A 12,338-nucleotide genomic window follows, 5' to 3' on the forward strand; every position below is an offset into this window, starting at 1 on the left:
CCCTGCATGTCGCACCACGCCGCCCCCGAGCACGTCCTCGACGGCCTCCCGCTGTGGGACGGCGACCGCGAGGTCGGCCCGGCCCGGCTGACCTGGGCGGGCGACCGCATCCTGGCCGTCGAGGAGGCGCCCGCCCGGCACACCGACCTCAGCGTGATCCCCGGGCTCGTCGACACGCACGTGCACCTCGGGTACGCGGCCGGGGCGCCCGCGTCCGACCCGTCGGCGTGGCCGATCCTCACCCCGCCGGAGGAGCGGTCGCTGCACGTCGCCGCCAACGCGCTGCGCTGCGCCCGGGCGGGTGTGACGACGCTGCGCGACCTCGCGGCGGACTCCGTGCAGCTCGCGGTCGGGCGGGCGTTCGACGCCGGCGTGCTCGCCGGCCCGCGGCTGCTGTCGCACGGCCAGGTCGGCATGACCGCCGGCCACGGGGACCTGTTCGTCCCGCCGCACTACCCGCACCGCCCGCCGACCGCGGACAGCCCGGACGAGTGCCGCAAGCTCGTGCGGGTGTGGGCGCGGTCCGGGGCGGCCGGCGTGAAGATCTACACCTCCGGCGGCGTGCTCTCCATGGGCGACAAGGTCGGCTGGCGCAACCAGACCCGCGACGAGATCCGCACCACCGTCGACGAGGCGCACGCGCTCGGCATGCTGGTGGCCGCGCACACGCACTCGGTGGAGGGGCTCGACATCGCGCTCGCGGAGGGCGTGGACTCCATCGAGCACGGCACCGCGATCGCCGAGCACCACCTCGCCGCGCTGCTCGAGCGGGACCTGCCCGTCGCCCCGACGCTGCTCATCAACGACATCATCGCCGAGGCGCGCCGGCCGGTCTCCGCCGAGGCGCAGGCCAAGGCCCGCGACGTCGTCGCGCTGCGGGACGCCGGGTTCGCCCGCGCCGCCGAGGCCGGCGTGCGGTTCGTGCTCGGCACCGACGCGTCCGGGCAGTTCGTGCAGTTCGGGGACCAGATGGAGGAGGTCCGCCAGATGGCGGGCATGTTCGGCTGGTCCGCGGAGCGCACCCTCCGCTCGGCCACGTCCGACGCCGCGGACGCGATCCGCCTGGGGTCGACGACGGGGCGGCTGCGGGCCGGGCTCGGGACCGACTTCGTGGTGCTGCGCGGGCGGCCGTGGGAGGACGTGTCGGCGCTGCGCGTCGAGAACATCGTGGCGGTCGTGTCCCGCGGGCGCGTCGTGGCGGGGTCCCTGCCGGGCTGACCTCCCCGGGGTGGCGGACCGCCCCTCGGCGCGCGACGCTGAGCAGGCGGGACACCACGAGGACAGGGGTGAGCACGGTGCGGGACAGCTACGACTACGTCATCGTCGGCGCGGGCATGGCGGGGGACGCCGCCGCGCGCGGCATCCGCGAGGTCGACCCGGACGGGACGATCGCGGTGGTCGGCCGGGAGCCGACCGCCCCCGTGACGCGGCCGGCCCTGACCAAGAAGCTCTGGACGGACCCGGAGTTCACGTTCGACCAGGTGTGGCTGCACACCGCGGAGGACACCGGGGCCGAGCTGCTGCTGGGGGAGTCGGTCGTCGCGGTCGACCGCGCCGGCCGCACGGTCACCACCGACGCAGGCATCACGCTCGGGTACGGCCGGCTGCTGCTCGCCACCAGCGGGCACCCGCGTCGCATCGGCGGCCTGGAGGACTCGGGCCGGGTCATCTCCTTCCGCACCGTCCGGGACTACGAGCGGCTGCGCGACCTCGCGGGCGGCGGCCGGCACGTCGTCGTGGTCGGCGGCGGCTACATCGGGACTGAGCTCGCGGCCGCGCTGGTGCAGAACGACACCCGCGTCACGCTCGTGCACCCTGCCGCCACCCTGACCGGCGCGACGTTCCCCGCGGGGCTCGCCGCGCACCTGGAGCGGATGTACGTCGAGCGCGGCGTCGAGGTGCTCGGCGGCGCGCGGGTCGCGTCGGGGACGTCGGGGCCGGACGGCGTGACCGTCGTGCTGGAGGACGGCCGGGAGCTCGCCGCCGATGCGGTCGTCGTCGGGGCCGGGCTGGAGATCGAGACGGACCTCGCGCGGTCCGCCGGGCTCGACGTGGACGACGGCATCGTCGTCGACGACCGGCTGCGGACGTCCGACCCGTCGGTGTACGCCGCGGGCGACGTCGCGCAGTATCCGGACCGCATCCTCGGGCGCCGGCGCGTCGAGCACGTCGACAACGCCACGACGATGGGCCGGCAGGCCGGGCGGAACCTCGCCGGCGCGGACGAGCCCTACGACCACACGCCGTTCTTCTACTCCGACCTGTTCGACGCGGGCTACGAGGCCGTCGGCCGGCTGGACTCCTCGCTCGAGACCGTCGAGGACTGGCACGTCGAGCCGTACGACACCGGCGTCGTCTACTACCTGGACGGCGGGCGGGTGGCCGGGGTGCTGCTGTGGAACGTGTGGGACGCGACCGACCGGGCGCGCGAGGTCATCGCGCACCAGACGGACGTGCGGCCGGAGGCGCTGCGGGGGCTGATCGGCTGACCGCCCGGCCGGGTCCGGGCTGGTCCGGCCCGGGTCCTGGCACCCAGCCCGGTCGGTCGGGGGCCGCCGGACGTGGCATCGTGGGACCACGAGACAACTCCGTCCCTCCCGGAGGTGCCGCATGCCGCTGTCGCTCGTCACGGCCCTGCGATCCGTCACGGGCGCGCACCGCGCCCAGAACCAGGACGCCGCGGGCTCCGCGACGGGCTACGCCTTCGTCGCCGACGGCGTCGGCGGCCACGCGGGCGGCGACGTCGCGTCCTGGACGGTGACGCACCGGCTCATGGCCGCGCTCCGCGCCGCGGACACCGGCCGCTGGAGCGACGAGGACCTGCGGGAGGCGCTCGCCGTCGCGAACGCCGACCTCGCGGTGCGGGTCCGGCGCGAGCCCGGCCTCGCGGGCATGGCGACGACGTTCACCGGCATCTTCTGCGGCGAGGACACGATGCGGGTGCTGCACATCGGCGACTCCCGCGCGTACCTCGTGCGCGACGGGGTCGGCCGCCGCGTCACCCGCGACGACTCCCTCGTGCAGCTGCTCGTCGACAGCGGGATCCTCTCCGCGGCCGACGCCGCCCAGGACCCCCGGCGCAACGTGATCCTGCACTGCCTGGCCGGCGACGTCGCCGACGCCACCCACACGACGCTGCTCGAGGTCGACGCCGAACCGGGCGACCGGTGGCTCATGGCCACCGACGGCCTCACCGACTACGTCCCGGAGGACCGGGTGCTCGCGCTGCTCCGCGACGCGGCGTCCCCCGAGGCCGCCGCCGAGGCCCTGGTCGCGGCGGCGCTGGAGGCGGACGCGTGGGACAACGTCAGCGTGGCCGTGGCGGACGTGGTCGTCGGCGACGCGCCGGAGCCCGGGGCTGCTGCGCACGTCGCGGGCTCGGCGGCGGACGAGGCGCTGGGCGCAGTGCTCGACCTGACCCGCTGACCCGCCCTCGCCGCCCGCCCCGCGCGACCCACGTCGAGGTTGCAGCAGATGCGGGGTTCGACGCGCGGAACCCCGCATCTGCTGCACTCTCGACGGCCCTGCGGGTCGCGGGTGGGCGAGGGATCTGCTCGGGGCGGATCTGCTGCGGGCAGACCCGCGGGCCCGGGACGGCCGGGCGGTGCGAGCGTGGCGGGACCCGACACCCCAGGAGGTCCCCGTGCCCAGCACCGCCACCACCCCACCCGCCCGAGCGTTCGACGACGACCTCGCCGCGCGGCTGCTGCACCAGCGCATCGTCGTGCTGGGGCAGGAGGTCGACGACGCCGTCGCGAACCGCGTCTGCGCGCAGCTTCTGCTGCTGTCCGCGGAGGACCCGCGGCGTGACATCGCGCTGTACATCAACTCGCCGGGCGGGTCGATCAGCGCGGCGCTCGCCATGTACGACACGATGCGGCTGATCCCGAACGACGTCGCGACGCTCGCGATGGGACTCGCGGCCAGCGCCGGGCAGTTCCTGCTGAGCGCCGGCACGCCCGGCAAGCGGAACGTCATGGCGCACGCCCGCGTGCTCATGCACCAGCCGTCGGGCGGCATCGGCGGCACCGCGGTCGACATCGCGATCCAGGCGCAGAACATGGCGCACACCAAGCGGACCATGCAGGCCCTCATCGCCGAGCACACCGGCCAGAGCGTCGAGACGGTCGAGCGCGACTCCGACCGGGACCGCTGGTTCACCGCCGAGGAGGCGCTGGCCTACGGGTTCGTCGACCGGGTGGTCACCCGGCTGGACGACGTGCGGCCGGACGCGACGCTGCACCGGGCGGGTCTGTGATGGCCGGCCAGTACACGGTGCCGGTGGTCGTCGAGCAGCGGCCGACGGGGGAGCGGCACGCCGACGTGTTCTCGCGGCTGCTGTCCGACCGGATCATCTTCCTGGGCACGGAGATCGACGACGGGGTCGCGAACGTCGTCATCGCGCAGCTGCTGCACCTGCAGTCGGAGGACCCGGACCGGCCGATCCACCTGTACCTGAACTCGCCGGGCGGGTCCGTGACGGCGCTGCTCGCGATCTACGACACGCTGCAGTACGTGCGGCCCGACGTCGCGACGTTCTGCCTGGGGCAGGCGGCGTCCGCGGCGGCGGTGCTGCTCGCGGCGGGGACGCCGGGGCAGCGGCACGTCCTGGAGCACGCGCGGGTGCTGCTGCACCAGCCGTCGGGCGGCGGGCAGGGCACGGCTGCGGACCTGGAGCTGCAGGCCGCGGAGATCCTGCGGCTGCGCGGGCAGGTGGACGAGATCCTCGCCCGGCACACCGGCCGCACCGTCGAGCAGCTCCGCGTCGACACCGACCGGGACCTGGTGCTGACCGCCGCGCAGGCGGTCGAGTACGGGATCGCGGACGCGGTGGTGACGACCGTCAAGCGACCGCAGGCGACGGCGGCCTGACGACGACCGGTCCGTGGGCGGCCCGCGCGGCTGCCCGCGGGCCGGTCTCAGGCGGCCAGCAGCACGGGCGTCCGGGCCGGGGTGCGCAGCGGCACCACGGGCGCCGACGTCCCGGGAGCGACCGGTCCGAGCGGCCGGGCCGGCGACGACGTCAGGTCGAGCACCGCGTGCCCCTCGGCGCGCGCGAGCTGCGCGTACGCCTCGCCGACGAGGTCGACGATGCGCAGGCCCAGTGCCCGGCACACGGCGGCGATCACTTCGGACGACGCCTCCTTGCGGCCGCGTTCGACCTCCGACAGGTACGGCACCGACACGCGGGCGGCGTCGGCGACGTCGCGCAGCGTCCGGCCCTGGCGCTCGCGGTGCCGTCGCAGGATCGCGCCCACGAGGACGCGCAGTGGCGGCTCGGGTCGCGGCCGGGTCGTGCGAGGGGCGGCGGGGAGCTGGGGCACGGGGCACCTCCTGCGGGTCCCGGCCACCGTAGCCCGCGCACCGGCTGCGGCGCGGGCGCGTCGTTCTGCCCTCAGCAGACGCCGTCCGGGGCCGCCTCCCGGGTTGACTTCGAGCGCACTCCAAGGGGCATCGTCCCCGGTGTCACCCACTTCACTCCCAGGGAGCCACCATGCGCCTCGGTGCCCACCTCATGCGGTTCGACGCGGTCGAGCCGGCCCGCCTGCGCCAGGAGCTCGCCGACACCGGCGAGGCGGCGGAGGACGCGGGCCTGTCCTGGCTGTCCGTGATGGACCACTTCTTCCAGATGGAGCCGGCCGGGTTCCCGGCGTCCGACCCGATGCTCGAGGCGTACACGACGCTCGGGTTCCTCGCCGGGCGGACCGAGACGGTGCAGCTCGGGGCGCTCGTCACCGGCGTCACGTACCGGCACCCGGGGCTGCTGGCGAAGATCGTCGCGACGCTCGACGTGCTCGCGGGCGGCCGCGCCACGCTCGGCATCGGCGCGGCCTGGTACGAGCGGGAGCACCTCGCGCTCGGCGTGCCGTACCCGCCGCTGGCCGAACGGTTCGAGCGCCTGGAGGAGGCGCTGCGCATCTGCCGCCAGATGTGGACGCCCGGCGCGGACGGCCCGTTCGAGGGCGAGCACTACCAGCTCGCCGAGACGCTGTGCTCGCCGCTGCCGCTGAGCCGGCCGGGCACCGGGCCGGAGATCATGGTCGGCGGGTCGGGGGAGCGCAAGACGCTGCGCCTCGTCGCGCAGTACGGCGACGCGTGCAACCTGTTCTCGTCCACGCCGGAGGAGGTCGCGCACAAGCTCGACGTGCTGCGGGGCCACTGCGACGCCGTCGGCCGGGACTTCGCCGACATCCGCGTGACCATGCTCATGGGCGGGGACGAGCTGCTGACCGGCGACGTCGACGGCTTCGTCGCGGCGGCCCGGCCGTACGCGGACCTCGGCGTCGAGACCGTCATCCTGCGGCCGCCGGCGGACCTGAGCCTCGCGACGTGGGTGCGGGACCACGTCGCGCCGGCGGTGCCGCGGGTCGCGGAGCTCTGACGCGGGGCGCGGTGTGGATCAGCCCGGCAGCGACCCGATCGGGACGGGGCGAACGCCCGGGGCCGTCCACACCGCGTCGCCGTCCGGGGTCGTGCCCGGCTCGAGGACCACGCCGCTGCCCGGGTCCACCGGCCACGGTGATCCGCTCAGATCCACCACGAGCTGCTGGAGCTCGCCGGCGGCCTCGGCCAGCACCTCGCGCCGGTCGCGGGCGTCGAGCGCCGTGCGGTTCGCGTCGAGCACCAGCACCAGGGTCGGCTCGGTGGCTCCGGGCGGGACCCACGCGTCCCACTCGCCTCCCGGGTCGCCGCGCGTCACGGTGACGATGTCCAGGGGGACATCCAGGCCGGCCGCCCGCGCGTCCGCTCGCAGCCTGGAGACCACCTCGTCGTCGGTCACCACCGGTCGATCCTGCGTCCAGACGCTCGGCGTCGCGTGGAGCCGCGTGTTCCAGGATCGCGCATCAGGACGGCTCGACCGCCGCGAGCAGCTCCCGCAGCATGGCGTCGATCTCCCTCCGACGCTGCGCCGGGATGCCAGCCAGCAGCCGCTGCTCGGCGGCGAGCCCGTCGGCCACCGCCTGGTCGACCACGTCGGCGCCGCGGTCGGTCAGGCTGATCCGCAGGCCGCGACGATCGGCCGGGTCCGGGCTGCGCCGGACGAGCCCGGCGCGTTCTAGGCGGTCGAGCCGCTGCGTCATCCCGCCGGTGGTCAGCATGAGGGTGGCCGACAGCGCGGAGGGGGACAGGTCGCCGCCGTTCCCGGCGCGCCGCAGCGTGGCGAGCACGTCGAAGTCGCCGCGTGTCAGGTGCGATCGGGCGTAGGCGGCGGCGGTCGCCTCCCCGCCGGCGCGGGCGAGGCGGAAGATCCGGCCGAAGATCCCCATGGCCTCGGTGTCGAGGTCGGGGCGTTCGCGCGCCCACTGCTCAAGGATTCGGTCCACGCCGTCCGGGGCGGGGCTGTCGGTGCCGTCGGTGGGGGCCGCCGGTCGGTCGGTCGTCGCCATGGACGCAGTCTGCCACTTGCTCTCTTGACAGTCACTTTGAAGCAAGTAACTTAGGGTCTAAGCAATGGCGAGCGAGCGCCGGCATCCAACCCGCCGCCCGGCCCGCCGACGAGGGGAGGGCTGGTGGACGGCGTGGACGTGGTCGACCGAGGCGAAGCGGTGGGTGGGGCGCAGCAGCGCGTGCGGTCGGACGTGCTGCTCACCGTGACGACGGCCGTGGCCCCGGTGCTGTGGGGCACCACGTACCTCGTGACGACGGAGCTGCTGCCGGAGGGCCGGCCGCTGCTCGTGGCCGCGCTGCGCGCCCTGCCCGCGGGCCTGCTGCTGCTCGCGGTGACGCGGCGGCTGCCATCCGGTGACTGGTGGTGGCGCGCCGCAGTGCTCGGCGCGCTGAACATCGGGGTGTTCTTCGCGCTGCTGTTCGTGGCCGCGTACCGGCTGCCCGGCGGGGTCGCGGCGACGTTGGGGGCGGTGCAGCCGCTGGTCGTCGCAGGTCTCGGTGCCGCGTTGCTCGGGCAGAGGGTCCGGCCGGGGACGGTCGTGGCGGGGTTCGCGGGCGTCGCCGGGGTGGCGCTGCTCGTGCTGCGCTCGACCGCCCGGCTCGACGTCACGGGCGTCGTCGCGGGGCTCGCCGGCGCGGTGGTGATGGCGCTCGGCGTGGTGCTGACGGCACGGTGGGGCAGGCCCGTCCCGCTGCTCGCGTTCACCGGTTGGCAGCTCACGGCCGGCGGCCTGCTGCTCGCGCCGCTCGCGCTGGCCGTCGAGGGGCCGCTGCCGCGCGTCGACGCGGGCGCGGTCGCCGGGTTCGTGTACCTCGGGCTCGCGGGGACGGCGCTCGCGTACGCCCTCTGGTTCCGGGGTGTCGGACGGCTGCCGGCGGCGCGGGTGTCGTTCCTCGGTCTGCTCAGCCCGGTCGTCGCCGCCGTGCTGGGCTGGGTGGTGCTCGGGCAGGCGCTCAACGGCTGGCAGGTCGCGGGCGCGGCGCTGGTGCTGGGGTCCGTGCTCGTCGCGCAGCGGCGCCCGGTGGCCGGCCCGCCTGCCGGGGCCGGGGGCGATGCGCACACCGTGCCGCGTGCAGCGGCCACGCGTACTGTCGGTGCGTGAGGTCACCCTGGTTCCGGCGCGTCACCGCAGGCAGCGCCTGCGGCCTGCTGGCGCGCGACGTGGACTGGGAGTCGACGCCCATCGGGTCGCCCGCGACCTGGCCGACGGCACTGCGCGTGGCCGTGGAGATGTGCTTCTCGACCCGCTTCCCGGTGCTGGTGGCGTGGGGCCCGCAGCTGACGATGATCTACAACGACGGCTACCGCGAGATGCTCGGCTCGGACAAGCACCCGTCCGCCATGGGCTCGCCCGTGGCGGAGGTGTGGAAGGAGATCTGGGAGGACCTCGAGGAGTCCGTCGAGCGCGTCATGGTGCACGGCGAGCCGACCTGGGTGGTCGACCAGCACCTCGTCATGCACCGGTCCGGGTACGACGAGGACGCGTACTTCACCTACTCCTACTCACCGATCCGCGACGCCGCGGGCACGGTGGGCGGGCTGCTCGACATCGCGACGGAGACCACGACGCAGGTGGTCGAGGGCCGGCGCATGCGGCTGCTGGGAGACCTGTCGGTGCGCCTCGCGGCGGCGCACGGAGACCTCCCGGCGATCAGCCGGGCGGCCACCGCGCTGCTGGCGGACTCGCAGGACGTCGCGGCCGCCGAGCTGCACCTCGTGGACCCCGACGGTCACCTGACGCTGCTGGGCAGCTCCGCCCCGGGGACCCCGGGACCCCTGCCCGAGCACGTCGTGGCGCGGGTGGCTGAGACGGGCGTCGCGGAGGAGCGCGGCCGCACGCTCGTGGTCCCCCTGCCGGCTCCCGCGACCGGCGCGGTCGTGCTGTCCGCGGCCGAGCGCCGGCCGTGGGACGACGGCTACCGGTCGTTCCTGCGGCTCGTCGCGTCAGCGGTCGGTGTCGCTGTGGCCGGCACGCTGCGGCACGTCCGCGAGGTCGACCAGCTCCGTGCCGTCAGCGACACCTTCCAGGCGGCGATCGTCCCCGAGGGCGTCGCGCTGCCCGGCATCGTCGCCCGCTACCGGCCCGCGGCGGGCGACCTCGCGGTCGGCGGCGACTGGTACGACGTCGTGCAGATCACCCCCGGCCGGCACGCCCTGGTCATCGGCGACTGCGTCGGGCACGGCCTCGACGCCGCCGCCCGCATGGGCCAGCTCCGCGCGGCCACCCGGTCGCTGCTGCTGCAGGACGCGACCCCGGCGACGGTGCTCGAGGGGCTCGACCGCTTCGCCCGCACGCTCCCGGGCGCCGAGTGCACGACGGTGTTCTGCGCGGTCGTCGACGAGCAGGCCGGGACGCTCACGTACTCCGCGGCCGGTCACCTGCCGCCCGTGCTGCGCCGCGCCGACGGCGAGACGCGCCTGCTCGACGGGGCCCGTGGCGCCGCCCTCGCGCTCAGCGGCCGCCGCCGGACGCAGTCCACGGAGACGCTCGCGCCCGGGGACCTCGTGATCGCGTACACCGACGGCCTGATCGAGCGGCGGGGCGAGGCGCTGCCGCACGCCATCGACCGGCTCGCCGGCTTGGTCGCCGCGCAGCCCGGGCACGCGGCGCCCGAGGACGTCGCGGACGACCTGCTGCGGTCCTTCGCGCCCCACGGCTCCGACGACGACGTGGCGCTGGTCGTCTACCGGGCGGTCTCCGCGTAGGGACGGCGCCGGGGTGCGACGATGCGTCGGTGCCCGAGCTGATCCGGTTCCAGAGCGCCGTCCCCAGCCGCAGCGGACGCCACCCCGGCGTGTTCGCGCTCGTCAACACCCTCGGGCGGCAGGGCCTCCTCACCCCGGAGGACACCGCCTGGTGGCGGGACGCCAACGCGCGGATGACCGCCGCGTACCCCGACCCGTCGACCGTCGTCCCCGGGTGCTACGACCAGCAGGCCCACCCCGGGGCGCGCGCGTGGTTCAAGGTCGGGAGCGCCGCGCCGCTCGCCGCCACCGGGGAGTACCTCGACGTGCTCGACCGGTACGGCGTCGGCTGGGTCGAGCTGCGCACCGCGCACCCGGGGCACGTCACGTACGAGGACGAGGTGCAGGTGGTCGCGATGCCGTACCGGTACGAGGCGGACTGGTGGCTGCACGACCCGACGCCCGGCCCGGCGGACGGCGGTGCCTCCTAGCCCTCCCCGCCGAGCCCCCGGACGAGTCCCCAGAACGCCGGCTTCGCCTGGAGGTCGTCGTCGAACAGCAGCGGCGCCTCGAAGGGCCGGTCCTCCGGCCAGGTGCGCAGCCACGACCGCGTGTCGTACACGCCCCACACGGTGATCGACGCGACGCCGCGGGACCGGGCGGTCGCGACCAGGGCCTCGACCTGCTCGCCCTGGCGCTCCAGGCGGTCCGACGGGGTGCTGTCGAGGTGCTCGTCGCGCCCGGAGATCGCGACGTCGAGCTCGGTGACCGCCTGCTGCACGCCGAGAGCGCCGACGGCGTCGAACGTGGCCGCGACCTGGTCGACGTCGGTGGTGAGGCTCGCGTGCATCTGGTGGCCGACGCCGTCGACGGGGACGCCCTGCGTCTGGAGGTCGGCGACCAGGCGGACGAGCGCGCGGCGCCGGCCGGGGGCGTCGGTGTCGTAGTCGTTGAGGTACAGCGCGACGTCGGGGCCGAACGCGTCGCGGGCGATGCGGAACGCCTCGGCGACGTAGTCCGGCCCGAGGACCTCGTACCACCGGCTGCGGCGCAGGCCGTCGGGCTGCTCCGGGTCGATCGCCTCGTTGACGACGTCCCACGACGTCACCGGGTTGTCCGCGCCGTAGCGCTCGGCCAGGTGGGCGGCGATCGCCTGCGTGTGGGTCCGCAGCCGGTCGAGCAGCAGGGCCTGGTCCTCCGGGGCGGAGGTCAGCGGCCGGCCGTCGGCGTCCTCGAAGAACCAGTCCGGCGTCGAGCGGTGCCACACGAGGGTGTGCCCGTGGACGGTCAGGCCGTGCTCGACGGCCACGTCCAGCACGGCGTCCGCGCGGCCGAAGTCGAACTCGCCCTCCCGCGGCTGCACCACCGCGGGCTTCAGGGCGTTCTCCGGGGTGATCTGGTCGGCGTGCCGCAGCAGCAGCTCGGCGGGCCGGCCGGTGAGGTCCTGCGGGCCGACCGCCATCCCGATCGGCACGTCCGCGACGTCGCGCAGCGCCGGCACGTCCTCCTGGACCGGGGGAGCGGGCCGCTGCACGGCGACGTCGTCCAGGCGCAGGTCCGCCAGGGACGCGGTCGTCTCGGCGTAGAGGCGCCAGTCGCCGTCGCCCTCCGGGACCTGCGCCGCGCCGGTGAGGTGCACCCACGCGTCCGGGCCGACGACGCCGCGCGCGGCGTGCACGTAGACGGGCTCGGCGCCGTCGCGCTCGAGGGTGAGCTGCACCTCGGCGTCGCCGGCCGCGCTGCCCTCGCCGCCCCCGTCGGCTCCGAGCCGCACCCACGCGGACACGGTGTGCACCTGGCCGCGGGCGAGCAGCCTCGAGACGTCCACGGCCGCGCCGTGCCACGGCTCCTGGCGGCCGGTGACGAGCAGGCTGCCCGCACCCGACCGGGTCGGGTCGTCGGCGGTCGAGACCTGCACGCCGTCGCCGAGCGGCTCCCAGCCGTCGTCGCCCTCGTCGAACCCGCTGCTCAGGACGGTGGTCAGCGCGTCGGCCGGCGGGGCGGAGGCGGAGGACGGCGCCTGAGTGGGGGCGGAGTCGGAGGCGGGCTCGTCACGGTTCAGCACGATCGCGAGGACCAGGACGAGAGCGAGGACGACGGCGCCGGTGCCGAGCAGCAGGGCGGGACGTCGCACGCGGTCGTCCTCCGGGTCGGGGTTCGGGAGGGGCCACGGTAGGCACGGCCCGGGCACTGACGCCAGCGGCCGGGCGGATCCGCGCCGTCGCGCAGCGGCGGGGTCCATCGGCCGCCCACCGCCCGCCGC

The 12,338-nt window shown here is 75.8% G+C and carries 13 protein-coding genes; 9 read left to right on the forward strand and 4 right to left on the reverse strand.

Going from position 1 to position 12,338, the window contains the following annotated elements; all coding sequences use genetic code 11:
* The first annotated feature begins 6 nt into the window (after positions 1 to 6).
* From AAHH18_RS07155 to AAHH18_RS07175, 5 genes are all read left to right on the forward strand, one after another.
* The gene (locus AAHH18_RS07155) at positions 7 to 1,218 is read left to right on the forward strand and encodes an amidohydrolase family protein (RefSeq protein WP_343301128.1); all 1,212 of its coding nucleotides are present in this window, start codon (positions 7 to 9) and stop codon (positions 1,216 to 1,218) included.
* Between the two features lie 68 nt (positions 1,219 to 1,286).
* Positions 1,287 to 2,489 carry an NAD(P)/FAD-dependent oxidoreductase gene (locus AAHH18_RS07160; protein ID WP_343301129.1) on the forward strand — a complete coding sequence of 401 codons (1,203 nt, stop codon included), beginning with the start codon at positions 1,287 to 1,289 and terminating at the stop codon, positions 2,487 to 2,489.
* 121 nt (positions 2,490 to 2,610) lie between these two features.
* On the forward strand, positions 2,611 to 3,426 hold the full coding sequence (locus AAHH18_RS07165; protein WP_343301130.1) for a PP2C family protein-serine/threonine phosphatase: 816 nt from the start codon (positions 2,611 to 2,613) through the stop codon (positions 3,424 to 3,426).
* Between the two features lie 217 nt (positions 3,427 to 3,643).
* Positions 3,644 to 4,258, forward strand: coding sequence for a ClpP family protease (locus AAHH18_RS07170; RefSeq protein WP_343301131.1), 615 nt, complete (start codon positions 3,644 to 3,646; stop codon positions 4,256 to 4,258).
* Positions 4,258 to 4,872, forward strand: coding sequence for a ClpP family protease (locus AAHH18_RS07175; protein ID WP_283319875.1), 615 nt, complete (start codon positions 4,258 to 4,260; stop codon positions 4,870 to 4,872). The genes AAHH18_RS07170 and AAHH18_RS07175 overlap by 1 nt, the downstream gene beginning before the upstream one ends.
* Before the next feature lie 47 nt (positions 4,873 to 4,919).
* Here AAHH18_RS07175 and AAHH18_RS07180 read toward each other — a convergent pair whose 3' ends face one another.
* Positions 4,920 to 5,324 (reverse strand): helix-turn-helix domain-containing protein, encoded by a 405-nt coding sequence (locus tag AAHH18_RS07180; protein ID WP_283319876.1) that lies wholly within the window; start codon positions 5,322 to 5,324, stop codon positions 4,920 to 4,922.
* A gap of 170 nt (positions 5,325 to 5,494) precedes the next feature.
* On the opposite strand from AAHH18_RS07180, the gene AAHH18_RS07185 reads away from it, so the two are divergent.
* Positions 5,495 to 6,382 (forward strand): LLM class F420-dependent oxidoreductase, encoded by an 888-nt coding sequence (locus AAHH18_RS07185; protein WP_283319877.1) that lies wholly within the window; start codon positions 5,495 to 5,497, stop codon positions 6,380 to 6,382.
* Positions 6,383 to 6,400: 18 nt separating this feature from the next.
* Here AAHH18_RS07185 and AAHH18_RS07190 read toward each other — a convergent pair whose 3' ends face one another.
* Both AAHH18_RS07190 and AAHH18_RS07195 read right to left on the reverse strand, forming a co-directional pair.
* Complete coding sequence (locus AAHH18_RS07190) at positions 6,401 to 6,784, reverse strand: hypothetical protein (RefSeq protein ID WP_343301132.1); 384 nt, start codon at positions 6,782 to 6,784, stop codon at positions 6,401 to 6,403.
* A gap of 61 nt (positions 6,785 to 6,845) precedes the next feature.
* Positions 6,846 to 7,388 carry a MarR family winged helix-turn-helix transcriptional regulator gene (locus tag AAHH18_RS07195; RefSeq protein WP_283319878.1) on the reverse strand — a complete coding sequence of 181 codons (543 nt, stop codon included), beginning with the start codon at positions 7,386 to 7,388 and terminating at the stop codon, positions 6,846 to 6,848.
* A 123-nt stretch (positions 7,389 to 7,511) separates the two neighbouring features.
* Here AAHH18_RS07195 and AAHH18_RS07200 point away from each other — a divergent pair, with 123 nt between their 5' ends.
* From AAHH18_RS07200 to AAHH18_RS07210, 3 genes are read left to right on the forward strand one after another with little or no spacing between them, the layout of a single operon-like run.
* Positions 7,512 to 8,492 carry an EamA family transporter gene (locus tag AAHH18_RS07200; protein WP_459349094.1) on the forward strand — a complete coding sequence of 327 codons (981 nt, stop codon included), beginning with the start codon at positions 7,512 to 7,514 and terminating at the stop codon, positions 8,490 to 8,492.
* A complete protein-coding gene (locus AAHH18_RS07205; RefSeq protein WP_343301133.1) occupies positions 8,489 to 10,096 on the forward strand; it encodes a SpoIIE family protein phosphatase in 1,608 nt (535 codons plus the stop codon). Before AAHH18_RS07200 ends, AAHH18_RS07205 begins: the two co-directional genes overlap by 4 nt.
* Positions 10,097 to 10,125: 29 nt before the next feature.
* Positions 10,126 to 10,566 carry a hypothetical protein gene (locus AAHH18_RS07210; protein WP_343301134.1) on the forward strand — a complete coding sequence of 147 codons (441 nt, stop codon included), beginning with the start codon at positions 10,126 to 10,128 and terminating at the stop codon, positions 10,564 to 10,566.
* On the opposite strand, the gene AAHH18_RS07215 is transcribed toward AAHH18_RS07210, so the two are convergent.
* Positions 10,563 to 12,209 carry an endo-1,4-beta-xylanase gene (locus AAHH18_RS07215; protein ID WP_343301135.1) on the reverse strand — a complete coding sequence of 549 codons (1,647 nt, stop codon included), beginning with the start codon at positions 12,207 to 12,209 and terminating at the stop codon, positions 10,563 to 10,565. The genes AAHH18_RS07210 and AAHH18_RS07215 overlap by 4 nt on opposite strands.
* Positions 12,210 to 12,338: the final 129 nt, after the last annotated feature.

Source organism: Cellulomonas olei, assembly GCF_039548315.1.
Classification (GTDB): Bacteria; Actinomycetota; Actinomycetes; order Actinomycetales; family Cellulomonadaceae; genus Cellulomonas.

What these genes read in the sequence shown, in the direction of transcription:
- AAHH18_RS07175 (WP_283319875.1), top strand. Translation starts at nt 4,258, where the DNA reads ATGGCCGGCCAGTACACGGTGCCGGTGGTCGTCGAGCAGCGGCCGACG.
- AAHH18_RS07155 (WP_343301128.1), top strand. Translation starts at nt 7, where the DNA reads ATGTCGCACCACGCCGCCCCCGAGCACGTCCTCGACGGCCTCCCGCTG.
- AAHH18_RS07185 (WP_283319877.1), top strand. Translation starts at nt 5,495, where the DNA reads ATGCGCCTCGGTGCCCACCTCATGCGGTTCGACGCGGTCGAGCCGGCC.
- AAHH18_RS07165 (WP_343301130.1), top strand. Translation starts at nt 2,611, where the DNA reads ATGCCGCTGTCGCTCGTCACGGCCCTGCGATCCGTCACGGGCGCGCAC.
- AAHH18_RS07195 (WP_283319878.1), bottom strand. Translation starts at nt 7,388, where the DNA reads ATGGCGACGACCGACCGACCGGCGGCCCCCACCGACGGCACCGACAGC.